Below are 16,064 nucleotides of genomic sequence, written 5' to 3'. Positions count from 1 at the left end.
TTTCAGGGTTGTGCATGGCGATAATCGCAACGGTGCTTGTTGTCTTTAGTGTATATTCAACAGGTACAACACAGCATATTGTCACGGAAAAAGTTTCTCACATCCTGGAAACAAAAAGCAAAACAGCGCTTACCTATCTTTTGTCATCCTGCGCTGCAACGGTAGAAAAAGCCCTGCAGGACAACCTGGACACGGCCCGCACTACCGGAAAGATTTTTGAAGTATTGCACGCCCAACCGCAAAAAGAGCACCTTCGCGAACTGGTGACCACCATCCTGCGCGCCAACCTGGAAAATAACCCGGCCTATCTCGGTTCTTATTCGGCTTGGGAACCCAATGCCCTGGACGGCAACGACATGGCCTATGCCAACACCACGGCGCACGACGCCAGCGGGCGTTTCATCACTTACTGGAATCGCGATGCCGCAGGCAAAATCAACCGTCAGGCTCTGGTGGATTACGAAAGTCAGGGCACGCATCCCAATGGCGTGCGTAAGGGTGGTTGGTACCTGACCCCCAGGGAGACGGGTAAGGAAAGCGTCCTTGATCCTATCCCCTACACCATTCAGGGCAAGACAGAATGGCTGACCACTATTTCTGTGCCCATCAAGGAAAAAGGCAAATTCCTGGGCGTGTCTGGCACAGACCTGCGGCTGACCTTCCTGCAAAAAATGGCTGAGGAGGTTAATCAAAAAATATATTCAGGCAAAGGTCGGCTGTTGATTATCAGCCATCAGGGCTTGCTGGTGGCGGACAGCGCCAATCCCGGCATGGTGGGCAAGCCGCTGAGCGAGTCTCTGCCCCAAAGTGAAGACATCCTGCGCGACGTGCAGTCGGGCAAAGAAGCCATGCGGGCGGACTCTTCCGGCAAACAGATTTTGGGCTGCGCCCCGGTAGCTTTGGGGCGCTCCGGCAAGTTCTGGTCTGTATTGGTGCAGTTGCCGCGCGAGGTTGTGCTTGCAGATGCCGTGGCCCTGCAAAATGAGCTGGAAGCCCGCGCCAGCACCGATGTCCTGTGGCAGATAACCGTGGGCGCGGTTATTACACTTCTGGGTCTTGCGGTCCTGTGGTACTTTGCAGGAACCCTCACCCGGCCTCTGGTACGGGCCACAGTCTTTGCAGAGCATGTGGCACAGGGGAATTTTGACCAGCAGCTTAATGTGCGTCAGCAGGACGAGATCGGCATCCTGGCTGATGCGTTGCGCACCATGGTAGCAGAACTGCAAGAGATGATCGGTCGGGCTAAAGCCAAGGGCGAAGAAGCCCAGAAGGCTATGGGCGAAGCGCAGCAAGCCATGCGGGAGGCGCAGGAGGCCAAAGCCAGGGCAGAGCACGCCAAGGCCGAAGGCATGTTGGCCGCCGCACGCCAGCTGGAGGGTGTTGTTGAAATTATTACGTCGGCTTCAGAGGAGCTTTCCGCCCAGATTGAGCAGTCCAGCAGGGGAGCTGAAGAGCAGTCCGGTCGCGTGCGGGAAACGGCCACGGCTATGGAAGAAATGAATGCCACAGTGCGCGAGGTGGCGAGCAATGCGCTGCAGGCCGCCAATGCTTCCCATGAAACCAAAGAAAAGGCTCAGGAGGGCGCGGACATAGTCAATAAGGCCGTCAGCGGCATTAAAACGGTGCGTGAGCAGGCCTTGGCTGTTAAAGACGATATGGCCCAGTTGGGCAATCAAGCGGAAGCCATCGGCAAGGTCATGAACGTTATCGCCGATATCGCGGATCAGACCAATCTACTGGCCCTCAACGCGGCCATTGAGGCGGCCCGCGCCGGCGAAGCCGGACGCGGTTTTGCCGTCGTGGCCGACGAAGTGCGCAAACTGGCGGAAAAAACTATGGCCGCCACGCAGGAAGTGGGCGAAGCCATCCACGGTGTGCAGGAAGGCACGCGCAAAAACATCACCAATGTGGAACAGGCCGCCGCAGCTATTGAAAGCGCCACGTCCCTCTCCCTCAAATCCGGAGAATCTTTGCAGCAGATACTGGCTCTGGTGGCCGAGGTCAACGACCAGGTGCAGTCCATAGCCACGGCCAGCGAAGAGCAATCCGCCGCCAGCGACGAGATTAACCATTCCGTGGAACAGGTGTCCACCATCTCGATGCAGACCGCCCAGGCCATGGTGCAGGCAAATCGTGCCGTGGTTGATCTGGCGGAGCAATCGCATGTACTGCAAAGCCTGATTGCCGATATGAAAAAACAGGGCTGATCGCCCAAATCACTTTTGCCGATGGCACAACAGCGTCTGGCAGAAGTACATAATGTACAGCATAGGGAAGCGGGTTGCGGTTACTGCCGTAACCCGCTTCCGCACGTTGGCGTGATCCCCCGTGACTTTTATGCGTGCTACATCAATTTGTATATTTTATACCACATGTTAAAATAGTTGCAGCTACGCTTCCGCTTCCACGACGGGCGTCTGCTGACGCAACAGCCAGGGCATTGCAACGTTACAATGCCCTGGCTGTGGGTTTCTGCCGTGACGCAGGGGACGTGTAAGGAAGTTTTTTTGTAAAAGCCGTGGCGTCAGCCCTGGCTGCGGCGGCGCAGGCGGGCGCGGATATTTTCCACGGCGCCGGGCGCGGCGCGCCAGGCCAGGGGCAGGAAGACCAGGGCAAAGGCCAGGCCCCCGGCGGCCAAAGCCGCGCAGGCGGCCAGGAAAGGATGGAGGGGCACGCGGTTTTGCACGGCGTCGGCGCAGAACCATGCGGCCCCGGCGGCAGGCAGGGAGCAGGCCAGCATGCGCAGGGTCAGGCCCAGAAGCCCGCTGAAGGCGTTGCGTCCTTTACGGCGCGTCCAGATGCCCATGAGCAGCAGCACATAGAGGCTGACGCTGATGCAGGAAAGCGCGGCTATGCCCAGGCCGCCGTGGGGTACGGCCCAGTAACGATAGAGGGGCAGGCAGAGCAGGGTCATGGCCGTGCCGCTGACGGCGGGGGTGAGGGTGTCGCCCTGGGCGTAGTAGCCGCGTACCAGAATGGCATAGATGAGCCAGAAGGGCGTGGCCGTGAGCATGAGCCTGGTCAGGGGCAGGGCGGCCAGGGTTTCTTCCGGGCCGAAGCGTCCGCCCTGAAAAATCACGGTCAGGACGGGCCAGGCCAGGGCCGCGATGCACAGGGCGCAGGGGATGATCAGCATCAGACCGGCGCGCAGGGCCTTGCGCAGCGTGTTGTCAAAGCCGGCCACATCGCCGGCGGCCAGGAGGTTGACCAAAAAGGGATACGAGGCCACGGCCGCCGTCTGTCCCATGAGCCCTACGGGCACCTGGGAAATGCGTCGGGCGTAGCTCAGCAGGCTTACCACGCCGTCGCCGGCCAGGCTGCCGAACACGCGCAGGAACTGCTCGTCCAGCATGATGACGGTCTGGCCCAGCATGAGGGGCAGGGCCGTGAGCAGAAAGCGCCCCAGAAGCGGATGTCGCCAGCGCATATGCAGGTGCAGGCCGTCTTCCCTGGCGACGCGCAGGGGCAGCAGAAATGCGCCGATAAAGGCGCCCAGGGTAGCTCCGGCGCAAAAACCCGTCATGCCGCCCAGCTGGGCCAGCGCGGCGGGCGAAAACAGGGCGCGCAGCAGATCCAGCCGGGCCAGTTGCGGCGCCAGCAACCCGCCGCTGATAATGCAGAGGTTGTAGATGAGCGGGGCCAGGGCCGGCACGCGGAACTGCCGCCGTACAAAGAGCAGGGCCGTGAAGCAGGCCCCACAGAGGAAAAAGATCTGGGCAGGCAAGACAATGCGCATAAAAAAGGCCAGGCGCTCCACCTGCTCCGGGTCAAAGCCCGGGGCCACCAGACGCGCCAGGGGGCGGGCGGCGGTCATGCCCGCCAGGGTCAGCGCCACGGCGGCGGCAGTCATCCAGCAGAAGACACAGGAGAAAAAGCGCCAAGCGTCCTCTTCGTCTTCGCTCAGACGGCGTGTGAACAGGGGGATGATGGTGATGGACATGAACCCGCCGGCCAGCAGGTAGTTGATGATGTCCGGCACCACAAAGGCGGCGAAGTACATGTCCGATTCGCCGCCTGCGCCGAACTGCCAGGAGATGACCTTGTCCCGCACCAGGCCCATAAGCCGGGAAAGAATGCTGGCCACGGCCAGAAGAATGGCCGCCGCGCCCATGCGTTGCTGCGCGCCCAGACGGCTCATGAAGACTTCCTTGTGCGTGAGCGGCGGGTCGGGGTGGGGGTACGGGCGTTGCGCGCGGACGTATCCGAAGCGGTCTTGCGGCGCGCGGTTTTGTCCGCAGGGGTCTTGCCATTGCGGGGTTTGTCTGAACGGGGTTTGCCTGTCCGCACCGTTCGGCCCGCAGGGCCGCGGCGTGCGTCCCGTCCTTGGGGGCGGCTGCGTCCGCGCCGCATGGTGACGCCTTTGGGCAGGGCCAGGGGCAAAAGGCGGATTTCCAGGCGGCCCAGGTTGACTTCGGTCAGCGCCACGTCCACCTGCTGCCCCATGCGCCAGAGCGCGCCGCTGTGTTCGCCCACCAGGGCCATGCGGCGGGCGTCAAACTGGTACCAGTCGCCGCCCAGGTCCTCTACCCGAATCATGCCTTCCACAGGCATCTGCCCCAGTTCCACAAACAGGGCGTGTTCATTGAGGCCGGCCACCACGCCGCTGAAATGTTCGCCCACGCGGGGCAGCAGGGCCAGACAGCCCAGGCGGCGTTCCATTTCACGCTCGCAGGCCAGGGCCGCACGTTCGCTGCGGTTGAGCTGGTCGCCTATGCGCAGCAGTTTTTGCCCGGCGGGCAGGCGGCCCACGTCGTGTCCCAGGGCGTATTTGAGCGCCCGGTGCACCAGCAGGTCGGCATAGCGGCGGATGGGCGAGGTAAAGTGGCAGTAGGCCGCCGAGGCCAGGCCGAAGTGCCCTTCATTGATGGGCTGGTAGCGGGCCTGGGGCATGGCCCGCAGGCAGAGACGGTTGACCAGAAATTCCTGCTCCGTGCCGTGGGCGGCCCGTAAAATGCCCTGCAGCGCGGTTGCCGCAGGCTGCGGCGGCAGGGGCAGGCCCGCGGCTGTGAGCGTGTCAAACAGGCTTTCCAGGCGCTCCGGGTCGGGCTGCGGGTGCACGCGGTAGAGAAAGGGCAGGCCCGCGTCGCGCAGATGCCGGGCCACGGCCTCATTGGCGGCAATCATGAATTCTTCGATCAGCCGGTGGGCGTTGTGGCGTTGCCGGTGCCCCAGCCAGACCACCCGGCCCGCCGCGTCCTGTCGGCTGTCGGCTTCGGGCAGATCGAAATCCAGGCTGCCCCTGGCCTCACGCGCAGCGCGCAGCACGGCAAAAAGCTGAAAGGCTGTTTCCAGCATGTCCAGCACTTCCTGCCCGCGCGGCTGGGCCGCCAGGGCTGCGCGGGCGTCCACGTCCTTGTCCAGCAGGCAGGCCTTGACCTGATCGTAGGTCAGCCGCGCCGCGGAACGCATGACCGCCAGGGCAAAGCGGGCCTGACCCGGTGCGCCGGCAGCGGTAAAGGGAATTTCGGCCAGCACGGCCAAACGGTCCTCGCCGGGGCGCAGGCTGCACAGGCCGTCGCAGAGGGCCGGGGGCAGCATGGGTTCCACCGACCGGGGAAAGTACCATGAATTGCCCCGCGCCAGGGCCTCGGCGTCCAGAGCGCCGACCGCGCCCCGTCCGCGCGGGCGCACATAATGGCTCACGTCGGCAATGGCCACGCGCAGCAGCCAGCCGCCGCCGGGGCGGGGAGACACCTGCACGGCGTCGTCAAAGTCGCGGGCGTCCGCGCCGTCAATGGTGACCATGGGCAGGCCGCGCAGGTCTTCACGCCCTTCCAGATCCTGCGCTGTGGGGCCACTCGGCAGGGCGGCGGCCTCGTCCAGGGCGGCGGGCGGAAAGTCCCGCGGGGCCTGATGGTTGATCTTGACCAAGGCCTCCTGCACGTCCACGGTGTCTTCCTGTCCATAATCGCCCAAAAGTCGCGCGGCCCAGAGGTCGGCGGCGAGCGGCTCCAGCGGGGCCAGCAGAACCAGGGCGCCCGTGGCAGGGGGGGCGGCGTCCGGCGGCAGCTCCACGCTGAATTCTACAGGCAGGCGGGCGTCGGCCGGACTGCAGAGCAGACGGCTGCCCGTGCGCCAGCGCACGTGGGCGGGCACTTCCTTCAGGCCGCGTTCCAGCACTTCCAGCACGCGCCCCGTGCCCCCGCGCGCGTTGCCGGGGGTGAGCGCCGCGCGCACCGTATCCTGATGCCAGGCCCCGGCTGTGGCTTCGGGGGGGATGTAAATTTCAGACGGCACACGGCCGTTGGCAGGGTCGCGCTGCGGGCTGACCAGGCCGCCGCCGTTACGCAGGGCGCTGAAGCGGCCAATCACGGTGCGCAGGCTTTGGGGCTGCGCCCAGAGGCCGCCGGGCAGGCGGATCAGCCGGCCCTGGTCGGCCAGGTTTTCCAGCAGGTCAAGCAGATTTTTTTTGGAGCGACGGGGCAGGCGCAGCACGCGCAGCAAATCGTCCAGGCGCATGGGCCGGGCCTGGGCAGCAAAGGTCTGCTCCAGTTGTGCGGCGTGGGGCAGGGCTGCCGGAAGACCGCGGTTGGAGGGGTTTTTTTTCATGTACTATCCGTGGGAGCACGAAACGGGGGCAAAAGGCCAGGCCTTTCACCCCCGCAGCAAAACTCTTAAGGCGCGTTATGCGCTCACTCGCGGTTGCCGCCAAAGAGGCGCAACATCATGAGGAAAAGGTTGATAAAGTCAAGGTACAGGGTCAGCGCGCCCAAAATGGCTCCCCGGCGCACGGCGGTGCCGTCTTCCAGGGGGGCGGCGGTGCCGAACTGGCGCAGCTTCTGCGTGTCATAGGCGGTAAGGCCGGTGAAGATGAGCACGCCGATGCAGCTGATGATCAGGTCCATCATGGTGCTGCGCAGGAACAAATTGACCAGCATGGCAATGACCAGGCCGATCAGCCCCATGAACAGAAAGCTGCCCATGGAGGTGAGGTCGCGTTTGGTCACAGTGCCGTAAACGCTCATGGCCAAAAAGGTGCCTGTGGTCACCAGAAAGGCGTTGGCGATGGAGGCAATGGGGTAGACCACGAAGATGGACGAAAGCGTGGCCCCGGTCACGGCTGAATAGAGCAGGAACAGGCTTGTGGCCGTGCCTGCGGACATCTTGTGCACTGCCGCCGAAAGGGCGATGACCAGGCCGAACTGGGCCACCAGCAGCAAAATCATGATCAGGGTGTTGCCGAAGAGAACCGCCTGCACCGCCGGCGAGGTGGCTACAGCGTAAGCCACCACAGTGGTCAGAGCCAGACCGGCGGTCATCCACTGGTAGACCTGACGCATGTAGAGGGAAGCGACACTGCTGACGCCGCTCTGGGCGACACTGCGGGTATTGATGGACATCATATCCTCCGAAAAGGGTTGGAAACGCAAACCGGACGCCCCCCGCGCGGGCAAACGCGCCCGTGTGCGGCGGAATTTTCCGCAGGGTTTCATGTTCTGTATATATGACTTGTGCCGCAATTAGCAAGTGCTTTGCGCCAACGGCCCCGCGCCGGGGCGGGGCTGCGCCGCCCGTGCCGCGCCTTTGCAGTGCCCGCGAACGCTTGCGGGCGGCAACGGCCCCGTGCTACCCATGACGCACGCCCGCGCTGCGGGCGCAGATGCCCCAACAGAAAAACCAAGGAGTGGATATGCGCAGAATTTTTTCCGGCACGACGTTKCGCCGCATGGTGCTCGCAGTGTGCTTTTCATTGCTGACGGCGGGCTTTGGCCTGAACGCCGCGTCCCCGGCGCGGGCGGCGGCCCCGGACCCCACGGTGCGGCTGGAAACCAGCATGGGCGACATTGTGCTGCGCCTGGACGCCCGCAAGGCCCCCATCAGCACGGCCAACTTTGTGCAGTATGTGAAGTCGGGTTTCTATGACGGCACGGTCTTTCACCGCGTCATCAAAAACTTCATGATCCAGGGCGGCGGCCTTACCCCGGACCTGAAACAGAAAGAAGCCCGCACGCCCATCCGCAATGAGGCGGACAACGGTCTGAAAAACAAAAAATACACCATCGCCATGGCCCGCACCGGCGAACCCCACTCGGCCACGGCCCAGTTCTTTATCAATGTGAAGGACAACGCCTTCCTGGACTTCAAGAACCAGACCGCCCAGGGCTGGGGCTACGCGGTGTTTGGCAAGGTCATCAAGGGCCAGGACGTGGTGGATAAAATCGCCGCCGTAAGCACCGGACGCAAGGGCTATTACGACGACGTGCCCGCGCAGACCATTCTCATCAAAAAAGCCGAAGTTGTGGAATAGGCGGGTGCGTAAGCCGAAGCCCGCTGTGGAGGCACAAGCGTGGCTTCAGCCGTTACGACGCAGGAAGTTACGGGCAAAGACAACAGTGCTGGCTGCAGGTGAAGGCTGCGCCACAGGGCCGGGCCTTTGCGGTCCGGCCCCTTCCCCGGACTCAGCGCGCCTCTTTGCCGCGTACGGCGGCCCCAAAGCGGCGTTCCTCCTGCAGGGTCACGCCCGCGCCTGTGACCAGGGCCGCCGTGGCGGCCAGGGTGTAGCAGGGCCAGAGCGGCAGACGCTCCACCCCGGCCATGATGACCACGGCAAAGGCAATGCAGCCGAACCAGCCCGCCATAAAGCCCCGCATGATGCGCACCACGGCCGTTGGGCCGCCGGAAGCGTGCACAAAGGGCACGATGGCGCAGATCATGACCGGAAAAAACATGAGCACGCCGCTCCAGCCCGGACCGAGCCGTTGCGCGGCGGCCGTGACGCCCAGCACCAGCGCCGCCCCCCAGGCCATTTGCAGAGGCAAGCGCAGCCGGGCGGCCAAAGGGTGCGGCGGGGGCGGCGGCCCCTGCGGCGCGGCCGGCAGCAGAGCCAGAATGCCCACCGGCATGGCCAGCGCCAAAACCACCGCCAGCCACGGCGCGTGCGGCAAACCCAACACCAGCCAACCCGTGACGAAAAAACCTGCCAGTGAAAGGGGCAAAGCCCCAAACCAGGGCAGCCCCCAAACGGCCAGCCAAGGATACGCCAGCGCCGTGGCCGCGCAGGCCACTACCCCCAGTAAGGTGTTGTAGGAGGCCGCCGCTGCAAAGGCCGGGCCCTGCTCCAGGGTCAAAAAAAACGACGTGGGCCCGGAAATAAGTGGCAGGCCCGCCACCGCCCCACCCAGAAATGTTCCCCAGCGCCGCGTTACCCCGGCACATAACAGAATTAACAACGGCGTAAGCAGAATTTTGAGCAGCATGCGGGCTCCTTGGCAAGGGAAAGGGCGGCGACGGGGGGAAAACTTTTGCGCGAACGCCTTGCCCCCGCGCTCCTGTCCTTCAAAAAGACGTTTTTCCTGGGCGGCACACGCGGCAAGTCCTCCAGAGTCAGGGCAATTGCAGCGTTGCCAGGCTCTATCCCAGCAGCCGCAGCAGATCCTTCCCCCAGAACAGCCACCCAACGGCCAGCACGCCGGTCAGGAACAGATACTCTCCCAGACTGCCTGTGGCGCAGAGCTTGAGAGAGAGTTTGTGTTTGCGTGAAAAGGGCGTCAGGGGCACGCCCGCCGGGGTCAGCATATCCAGCAGCACATGGCTCAGGCCGCCAAAGCACAGGCCCAGCAACACGGGGCGCAGGGCCGCCGGCAGTGTGGGCAGCACAGCGGGCAGCAGGGCCAGGGCGCAGCCCAGCAGCCACCAGCCCAGCCAGTGGGTGGTGCCCCGGTGCACAGCGTTGAAGATTCTTTGTCGTCCCCGCCTAGTGGACGCCAGGCGGGCCATGCTCTGGTCCAGCACGTCGGGCAGGATGGCCCCGGCGCAGGCGGCGGCCACTCCCGGCAAGGGGAAATGCAGGGCCACGGCCGCCAGCACGGCCGTGGCCTCGTGAGTAATCCACTTCATAGGAGCCCGAGAGGGGTTAAAAACGTACGGCGCGCGCAGCCTCCAGGGCCTTGTCAAAGTCCGCGTCCGTATGGGCAAAGGAAACCATGCCCGTCTCAAAGCCCGACGGGGCCAGGTAGATGCCCTGATGGCGCATCTGCTTGTAAAAGGTGGTGAACAGGGCCTGGTTGCAGGCCTGGGCGTCGGCAAAGCAGGTGACTTCACGTTCGCTGAAATAAGGGCAGAACATGGAGGCGATGGTGGGCACCTGGATGGGCACGCTTTTGGCGGCCAGGATGCGCTGCAGTTCATGGGCAAAGGCGGCGGTGCGGGCTTCCAGTGCGGCGTAGTCGGCGGTTTTGAGCAGGCGCAGGGTGGCCAGCCCGGCGGCCATAGCCAAGGGGTTGCCGGAAAGCGTGCCCGCCTGGTAGACGCCGCCGCTGGGCGCGATCTGTTCCATGTACCGGCGCTTGCCGCCAAAGGCCCCCACAGGCAGGCCGCCGCCGATGATTTTGCCGAAGGTGGTCAGGTCCGGGTCCAGGTGGAAGCGGGCCTGTGCTCCTCCGTAGGCCAGGCGGAAGCCGGTGATGACCTCGTCCAGGATGAGCAGACTGCCGTGCTCGCGGGTCAGAGCGCGCAGGCCTTCCAGAAAACCGGGCTTGGGCAGGACCAGACCCATGTTGGCGGCCACGGGCTCCACAATGACGGCGGCAATCTGCTCGCCGTGGGCGGCAAAGCAGGCCTGGGCGGCTGCGAGGTCGTTGTAGGGGGCCAGCAGGGTGTCGGCCACCACGGCCGCGGGCACGCCGGGCGTGCCGGGGATGGCAAAGGTGGCCAGGCCGGAGCCGGCGGCGGCCAGGAAGGGGTCGGCGTGCCCGTGGTAGCAGCCCACAAATTTGAGCACCTTGTCCCTGCCGGTGGCGGCACGGGCCAGGCGCAGGGCGCTCATGGTGGCCTCGGTGCCGGAATTGACCATGCGGACCATCTCCAGGCTGGGCATGGCGGCGGTCACGGCTTCGGCCAGCAGCACCTCATCGGGGCAAGGCGCGCCGTAACTGGTGCCGCGTCCTGCGGCAGCGCGCACGGCTTCGGTCACCGAGGGCTCGTCGTGGCCCAGGATCATGGGTCCCCAGGAGAGGACAAAATCGATAAACTGGCGGCCGTCCACGTCGGTGAGGCGGCAGCCGTGGGCTTCGGCGATGAACAGGGGGAGGCTGTCCACATTGTGGCAGGCGCGCACGGGGCTGTTGACCCCGCCGGGGATGACGGCGCAGGCGCGCCGCCACAGTTCTTGGGAGCGTTGGTCCATGAGGGATTCCTTTCAGGCAAAGTAGGTCATGGAAATTTTTTTGAGTTCTTTAAGGCTGCGCAGGATGGCGTGCTCCCGCAGGGGGGTATCGCGCATGAGTTCTTCCACCACCTGCAGGCATTCGGCCTCGCTACGGCCGTGGACCATGGTGTAGAGCTCGTAGGGCCAGTCGGGCGCGGCGCTGGGCCGGTAGTAGGCGTGGGAGACGTGGGGGTGTCGGGCCACAGTCTGACCGCAGGCGTCCACGGCATCGGGGTGGATTTTCCAGGCCACCATGGCGTTGTGGGTCCAGCCGGTTTTCTGGTGCTTGATGCTGGCGCCGAAGCGACGGATAGCTCCGCTTTTTTTGAGGCGGGCGAGCAGCTCCAGCACGGCCGCTTCACTCAGGCCGGCCTCGCGGCCCATATCGGCATAGGGGGTCAGGCTGTCCGGCAGGTCGGCCTGCACGATGCGCAGCACGCTGTATTCCGCCGGGGTGAACTGCTGGGCCATGTGGCTGCTCCATCCTGAGGGGGATAAAAGGGCTTGGCTTTTTTGCAGCGCCTTGCGGGCAGCGGCCGCGTGCGGTGGCCGTTGCCCGTAAGGCGCTGCGTCAGCGGGAAAAGGAGCGGGCAAAAAGGTTCTGGATGGCCACGCGGCCGTTGTCTTCCAGAAAGCGGGTGCCGGTGGCGGCAAAGTGGGCGCACTCAACGACGGGGTCCGTCGCGGCGGTCCAGTGGTCTTTTTGCCAGACAAACCAGGAATTTTTGGGCTGGTCAAAGACCAGCAGGGGTTTGTTGCAGATTTTGGCGAATTCCGCCCCCCAGCCCGTGCCGCCCTTGACGGTGCCGTCGGGCTGCACGGCGCCCACCACCACGATCTGGTCGCCGCTGCTCACCTGCCAGCAGATGGACTGCAAAACTTTGCGGAACAGGGGCGCGCGCGTGTACTCGCGGCTCATGAGGCGGGAGACGTAGGTCAGGCTGACGTCCTTGAGGGCCAGCTCTTCGGACGTCAGCACGCGCACGCCGCGGCTACGTTCGATCTGGTGGCCTTCAAAGCTGTAGTTCACCTCTTCCATGCCCCAGCTTTCGGCCAGGGCCCCGAAAAACTGTTCGGTTCCCGCGGCGCCGCCGCTGTAGAGCACACAATGTTTGGGGTTGAGCATGCGGGCCTCCTCGGAGGGTGGTTGTGCCGGCCCGGAAGGGCGCGGTAAAAACGTATGGGGATATCTTCGCAAAAAAAGCGCCCTTGGGCAAGGCGGGGCGGGCAACGCGGCAAAAAATCACGCCCCGCGGCGGCGGGGCGTTGCGGCGGCCGAAGCCGGAAGCAGGGTGGGAAGCGGCGGTGTGCGCCAGGCAAGGTGGGGCGGCGACAACCGGGGGTGCGCCATAAAAAATGCGGCGTGAACGCGGGGGGTCGTTTCCGGCGAACGCGGTGAGGCGGGCTGGCGACAACCGGGATGTGACAGTCGGTACGTAGCCTGCCCGCCGCGGTCAAAGGGCTGTGCAGGTGCAAGCCTGCGGGGGGACGCAACGCGACAAAAAACGCCCCCGCAAAGAGGGCGTTGTTCTGCCTGTGCGGGTTCTAGTAGCGGGGCTGGCGGGGCGCCCGGGGTTTTGCTTCATTGACGCGCAGCGTACGGCCGCCGAAGCTGAAGTTATCCAGCGCTTCGATGGCGGAATCGGCTTCGCCGTCTTCCATTTCCACAAAACCAAAGCCGCGGGCACGGCCGGTATCCCTGTCGCTGATGAGTTTGACGGACAGAACGTTGCCGTATTCGGCAAAAAGATCCTGAACCTGTTCTTCAGTGGCGGACCAGGGAAGGTTCCCGACATAGATGGACTTGGACATGAAACACCCTCGCAAAAAAAACAATCTTCCCGCGCGATATTCCGGCAAAACGTATCACCGGCACGCGGCCCTTGGTGTAACCAAAGCACGCTTTTGCGGGATTGTCAATGAAAGCACAAAAAAAGTTAGCATTGCGCGCTTTTTTGCGCGATGCCGCACGCTACCCCAGAAAGCTGTATGAGACCAAAAGTTAACATTAAAATTAGTTATATTAAATAATTATATTAATAAATGGCGCTCGGTGCAGCTTGTGGTGAAAAAAATGACAATACGGTGTTGCATAAAAACAGAGCTTTTTCCTTGGAAAATATAAGTGCTACTAGAGTGTTTGAATATTCAATTAGGGGGCAGCACGCAGGCACTGCACCAGAGGCATGCTGCGCGCTGTGCAGAAAAAAGCCCCGGACGGGCAGGCGTCCGGGGCTCATGAAAAAAATTGGAACTCGCTGGGGGGAGGGGCCTACGCCCCGCCTTCCGAAGGGGGCGGGGTCCAGTCCGGAGAGATGTCTTCAAAGGAAGTGTAAGGCGAGATGTACATGAGCTCGGCCACGCCCACCGGGCCGTTGCGCTGCTTGCCGATGATGATTTCGGCCAGCCCCTGGGGCGGGCGTTCGGCGGGCTTCTGAAACTTGTAGACGTCGTCGCGGTACACAAACATGATCACGTCCGCGTCCTGTTCAATAGCGCCGGACTCGCGCAGGTCCGAGAGCATGGGGCGTTTGTCGCCGCGTTCTTCCACCTTGCGGTTGAGCTGGGCCAGGGCCACCACGGGGACGTTGAGTTCCTTGGCCAAGCCCTTGAGGGAGCGGGAGATGTCCGAAATTTCCAGTTCGCGCGAATCCGTGCGGCGGCTGGTGCGCATGAGCTGCAGATAGTCCACCACAATGAGGCCCAGGCCTTTTTCCGCCTTGAGGCGGCGGGCGCGGGCGCGCAGTTCCAGGGTGCTCAGGGCCGGGGTGTCGTCGATATAGATGGGCGCGCGGGCCACTACGTCCGCCGCCTCGTAAAGGCGCTGCCAGTCTTCATCTGTAAGCAGGGAGGGCCGCCGCAGTTTGGAAAGGTCCACCTTGCCCCACACGGCCAGCATGCGCTGGATGAGCTGTTCCTTGCTCATCTCCAGAGAAAAAACGGCCACAGACACGCCCTGGCGCACGGCCGCGTGCAGGGCCATGCACATGGAAAAGGCCGTCTTGCCCATGCTGGGCCGGGCCGCCACAATGATCAGGTCCGAGGGCTGCAGCCCCGCCGTGAGCTTGTCCAGGCGGGTGTAGCCCGTGGTGACGCCGGTGATGACGTCGCGGGCATCGGCCAGTTTGGAAAGGTTGTCGAAGACCTTGTCCAGCAGTTCGCGGGTGGGGGTAAAGTCGCGCCCTACCGTGCGCTGCGAAATGGCAAAGACTGCCTGCTCCGAGGAATCCAGCAGGTCGCCTACCTCGCGGGAGGCGTCGTAGCAGTTGGCAATGATGCGGGAGCAGGCTTCAATGAGCCCGCGCTGCAGCGCTTTGTCCCGCACAATGGTGGCGTAGTATTCCGCATTGGCGCCGGAAACCACGGCCTGGGCCAGCTCACCCAGATACACGGCCCCGCCGGCGTCTTCCAGCCGGTTGCCGTTTTTGAGCTGTTCCGCCGTAGAAAGCAGGTCGATGGGCGCGGATTTGCGGTAGAGGTCCAGAATGGCCTGAAAAATGATCGCGTGCGCCGGCAGGTAGAAGTCTTCCGGGGCCAGTTGGCCCACCAGAATGTGCAAAAGCTGCGGCCGCAGCAAGATGCCGCCCAACACGGCCTGTTCCGCCTCTACGCTGTGGGGCGGTACGCGGCGCACCATATCCTGCTGGGCGCGTTCCACCGTGCGGTTGACGCGGGGCTGCTCACGCGCGGGGGCGCCCCCCGGCAACGACGTGCCCCCGGCCTGGGGGCCGGGGGCACTATTCATATTATCATAAGAGCCGGACACGCCGCACCCTTATTGGGCGGCGGAAGCGTCCGCAGAGGCTTCGTCGGTGTCAGCGGCAGGTTCGGCGGGTTCTTCCTCCACCTCGGGCTGGTGGTCGGAGATAACCTTCACCGGCACCACGGCGATGACGCTGGCGTGCAGGCGCACGCGCACGGGATGCTCGCCCAGGGTGCGGATGGGCGCGTCCATAAGAATGCGGCGGCGGTCCACTTCCACGCCAAGGGCGGACAGAGCGTCGCCGATGATGGTGGAGGTCACCGAGCCGTAGAGCTTGTCGTTGTCGCCCACATGCATGGGAATGACCACGTCCAGGGCTTCCAGACGGGCCTGCAGGCCTTGCGCATCGGCGCGCAGGGCGTCCATACGGGCCTGCAGCTTTTTGCGTTCCTGCTCAAAAACTTTGAGGTTAGCCGGAGAAGCCACCATGGCCAGGCCCTGGGGCAGCAGAAAATTGCGGCCGTAACCGGGCTTGACTTCAACCACGTCGCCAAGGTTGCCGAGATTTTCCACGTCGGCGCGAAGAATAAGTTTCATGTGCGCCTCCTTAGATGGTGCTCTTTTTCTTGACGCCGGAATCGTGCGTGGCGGTGTAGATGAGCAGGGCCATCTGGCGGGCGCGCTTGATTTCGCGGGTCAGCAGACGCTGATGGTGGGCGCAGGTGCCCGTGATGCGCCGGGCGATGATCTTGCCGCGCTCTGTAATGAAGTCGCGCAGGACGTCGGGGCGCTTGTAGTCCAGGGGCAGTTCTTTGTCGGCGCAAAAGCGGCAGAACTTGCGGCGCGGGGCGAATCTCTTTTTAAAAGCCATTTAGGCAACCTCCCCGGCCTCTTCTTCGGCCAGCTTGACGGTCACGAACTTGAAGATGCCGTCGGTGATGCGCACGTTGCGTTCCAGCTCGGCCACCAGCGCGGCCGGGCCTTCATACTCCATACGCACATAGTAGCCGCGCATAAGTTTGCGCACGGGGTAGGCCAGGTCGCGCATGCCCCAGTGGTCCATGTTCGTGATGACGCCCTGTTCGCGTTCCACCACCGCGGTCAACGTGCTGAGCACGCCTTCGCGGTTTTCGGCGGAAAGCTCCGGCGAAAGGAGCAGCAGGGTTTCAAATTTCCGCATTCTGATTCTCCTTATGGATTGGCAGCCCGCGCCGC

The 16,064-nt window shown here is 63.8% G+C and carries 15 protein-coding genes; 2 read left to right on the top strand and 13 right to left on the bottom strand.

The genetic code is table 11. The features are described from left to right. Positions 1-14 precede the first annotated feature (14 nt). Positions 15-2,207, top strand: a complete 2,193-nt coding sequence (locus EB812_RS10420; protein ID WP_242621274.1) for a methyl-accepting chemotaxis protein — start codon at positions 15-17, stop codon at positions 2,205-2,207. Between the two features lie 317 nt (positions 2,208-2,524). Here the strand turns inward: EB812_RS10420 and murJ are convergent, their stop codons facing one another. The 3 genes from murJ to EB812_RS10405 all read right to left on the bottom strand — a co-directional run bounded on the left by murJ (position 2,525) and on the right by EB812_RS10405 (position 7,340). Then, positions 2,525-4,138: a murein biosynthesis integral membrane protein MurJ gene (murJ, locus tag EB812_RS10415; protein ID WP_118229686.1), complete on the bottom strand. Its 1,614-nt coding sequence runs from the start codon at positions 4,136-4,138 to the stop codon at positions 2,525-2,527. Next, on the bottom strand, positions 4,135-6,549 hold the full coding sequence (locus tag EB812_RS10410; protein WP_130958260.1) for a ribonuclease R family protein: 2,415 nt from the start codon (positions 6,547-6,549) through the stop codon (positions 4,135-4,137). The genes murJ and EB812_RS10410 overlap by 4 nt, the downstream gene beginning before the upstream one ends. A gap of 83 nt (positions 6,550-6,632) precedes the next feature. Beyond that, on the bottom strand, positions 6,633-7,340 hold the full coding sequence (locus tag EB812_RS10405; protein ID WP_130958269.1) for a Bax inhibitor-1/YccA family protein: 708 nt from the start codon (positions 7,338-7,340) through the stop codon (positions 6,633-6,635). Positions 7,341-7,630: 290 nt separating this feature from the next. Here EB812_RS10405 and EB812_RS10400 point away from each other — a divergent pair, with 290 nt between their 5' ends. Beyond that, entirely contained in the window at positions 7,631-8,248 is a 618-nt protein-coding gene (locus tag EB812_RS10400; RefSeq protein ID WP_242621273.1) for a peptidylprolyl isomerase, read from the top strand. A 151-nt stretch (positions 8,249-8,399) separates the two neighbouring features. On the opposite strand, the gene EB812_RS10395 is transcribed toward EB812_RS10400, so the two are convergent. The 10 genes from EB812_RS10395 to rpsF all read right to left on the bottom strand — a co-directional run bounded on the left by EB812_RS10395 (position 8,400) and on the right by rpsF (position 16,029). Continuing rightward, the gene (locus tag EB812_RS10395) at positions 8,400-9,197 is read right to left on the bottom strand and encodes a hypothetical protein (RefSeq protein WP_130958259.1); all 798 of its coding nucleotides are present in this window, start codon (positions 9,195-9,197) and stop codon (positions 8,400-8,402) included. Positions 9,198-9,351: 154 nt separating this feature from the next. Continuing rightward, complete coding sequence (locus tag EB812_RS10390; protein WP_130958258.1) at positions 9,352-9,837, bottom strand: metal-dependent hydrolase; 486 nt, start codon at positions 9,835-9,837, stop codon at positions 9,352-9,354. A 16-nt stretch (positions 9,838-9,853) separates the two neighbouring features. Further along, positions 9,854-11,125, bottom strand: a complete 1,272-nt coding sequence (gene hemL, locus EB812_RS10385) for a glutamate-1-semialdehyde 2,1-aminomutase (RefSeq protein ID WP_130958257.1) — start codon at positions 11,123-11,125, stop codon at positions 9,854-9,856. Between the two features lie 12 nt (positions 11,126-11,137). Continuing rightward, the gene (gene ahbB, locus EB812_RS10380) at positions 11,138-11,617 is read right to left on the bottom strand and encodes a siroheme decarboxylase subunit beta (protein WP_118229680.1); all 480 of its coding nucleotides are present in this window, start codon (positions 11,615-11,617) and stop codon (positions 11,138-11,140) included. 100 nt (positions 11,618-11,717) lie between these two features. Next, positions 11,718-12,272, bottom strand: coding sequence for a hypothetical protein (locus EB812_RS10375; RefSeq protein ID WP_118229679.1), 555 nt, complete (start codon positions 12,270-12,272; stop codon positions 11,718-11,720). A 419-nt stretch (positions 12,273-12,691) separates the two neighbouring features. After that, the gene (locus EB812_RS10370) at positions 12,692-12,958 is read right to left on the bottom strand and encodes an RNA recognition motif domain-containing protein (RefSeq protein WP_118229678.1); all 267 of its coding nucleotides are present in this window, start codon (positions 12,956-12,958) and stop codon (positions 12,692-12,694) included. A 460-nt stretch (positions 12,959-13,418) separates the two neighbouring features. Beyond that, positions 13,419-14,783 carry a replicative DNA helicase gene (gene dnaB, locus EB812_RS10365; protein ID WP_165450937.1) on the bottom strand — a complete coding sequence of 455 codons (1,365 nt, stop codon included), beginning with the start codon at positions 14,781-14,783 and terminating at the stop codon, positions 13,419-13,421. A gap of 138 nt (positions 14,784-14,921) precedes the next feature. Then, a complete protein-coding gene (rplI, locus tag EB812_RS10360) occupies positions 14,922-15,446 on the bottom strand; it encodes a 50S ribosomal protein L9 (protein WP_118229676.1) in 525 nt (174 codons plus the stop codon). Between the two features lie 10 nt (positions 15,447-15,456). Next, the gene (gene rpsR, locus EB812_RS10355; RefSeq protein WP_118229675.1) at positions 15,457-15,720 is read right to left on the bottom strand and encodes a 30S ribosomal protein S18; all 264 of its coding nucleotides are present in this window, start codon (positions 15,718-15,720) and stop codon (positions 15,457-15,459) included. Next, the gene (gene rpsF / locus EB812_RS10350) at positions 15,721-16,029 is read right to left on the bottom strand and encodes a 30S ribosomal protein S6 (protein ID WP_118229674.1); all 309 of its coding nucleotides are present in this window, start codon (positions 16,027-16,029) and stop codon (positions 15,721-15,723) included. Between the last annotated feature and the right edge of the window lie 35 nt (positions 16,030-16,064).

This window comes from Desulfovibrio legallii, assembly GCF_004309735.1.
GTDB classification, from domain to species: domain Bacteria; phylum Desulfobacterota; class Desulfovibrionia; order Desulfovibrionales; family Desulfovibrionaceae; genus Desulfovibrio; species Desulfovibrio legallii.
Note: the sequence above shows the minus strand (reverse complement) of the source record. Positions and strands in the feature narration are given on the sequence as shown.

Excerpts from the sequence above, each read along its gene's own strand:
- EB812_RS10420 (WP_242621274.1), top strand. The coding sequence starts at position 15 with ATGGCGATAATCGCAACGGTGCTTGTTGTCTTTAGTGTATATTCAACA.
- EB812_RS10405 (WP_130958269.1), bottom strand. The coding sequence starts at position 7,340 with ATGTCCATCAATACCCGCAGTGTCGCCCAGAGCGGCGTCAGCAGTGTC.
- EB812_RS10375 (WP_118229679.1), bottom strand. The coding sequence starts at position 12,272 with ATGCTCAACCCCAAACATTGTGTGCTCTACAGCGGCGGCGCCGCGGGA.
- dnaB (WP_165450937.1), bottom strand. The coding sequence starts at position 14,783 with ATGGTGCGCCGCGTACCGCCCCACAGCGTAGAGGCGGAACAGGCCGTG.
- EB812_RS10395 (WP_130958259.1), bottom strand. The coding sequence starts at position 9,197 with ATGCTGCTCAAAATTCTGCTTACGCCGTTGTTAATTCTGTTATGTGCC.
- ahbB (WP_118229680.1), bottom strand. The coding sequence starts at position 11,617 with ATGGCCCAGCAGTTCACCCCGGCGGAATACAGCGTGCTGCGCATCGTG.
- rplI (WP_118229676.1), bottom strand. The coding sequence starts at position 15,446 with ATGAAACTTATTCTTCGCGCCGACGTGGAAAATCTCGGCAACCTTGGC.
- EB812_RS10370 (WP_118229678.1), bottom strand. The coding sequence starts at position 12,958 with ATGTCCAAGTCCATCTATGTCGGGAACCTTCCCTGGTCCGCCACTGAA.
- rpsR (WP_118229675.1), bottom strand. The coding sequence starts at position 15,720 with ATGGCTTTTAAAAAGAGATTCGCCCCGCGCCGCAAGTTCTGCCGCTTT.
- EB812_RS10410 (WP_130958260.1), bottom strand. The coding sequence starts at position 6,549 with ATGAAAAAAAACCCCTCCAACCGCGGTCTTCCGGCAGCCCTGCCCCAC.
- hemL (WP_130958257.1), bottom strand. The coding sequence starts at position 11,125 with ATGGACCAACGCTCCCAAGAACTGTGGCGGCGCGCCTGCGCCGTCATC.
- EB812_RS10390 (WP_130958258.1), bottom strand. The coding sequence starts at position 9,837 with ATGAAGTGGATTACTCACGAGGCCACGGCCGTGCTGGCGGCCGTGGCC.
- murJ (WP_118229686.1), bottom strand. The coding sequence starts at position 4,138 with ATGAGCCGTCTGGGCGCGCAGCAACGCATGGGCGCGGCGGCCATTCTT.
- rpsF (WP_118229674.1), bottom strand. The coding sequence starts at position 16,029 with ATGCGGAAATTTGAAACCCTGCTGCTCCTTTCGCCGGAGCTTTCCGCC.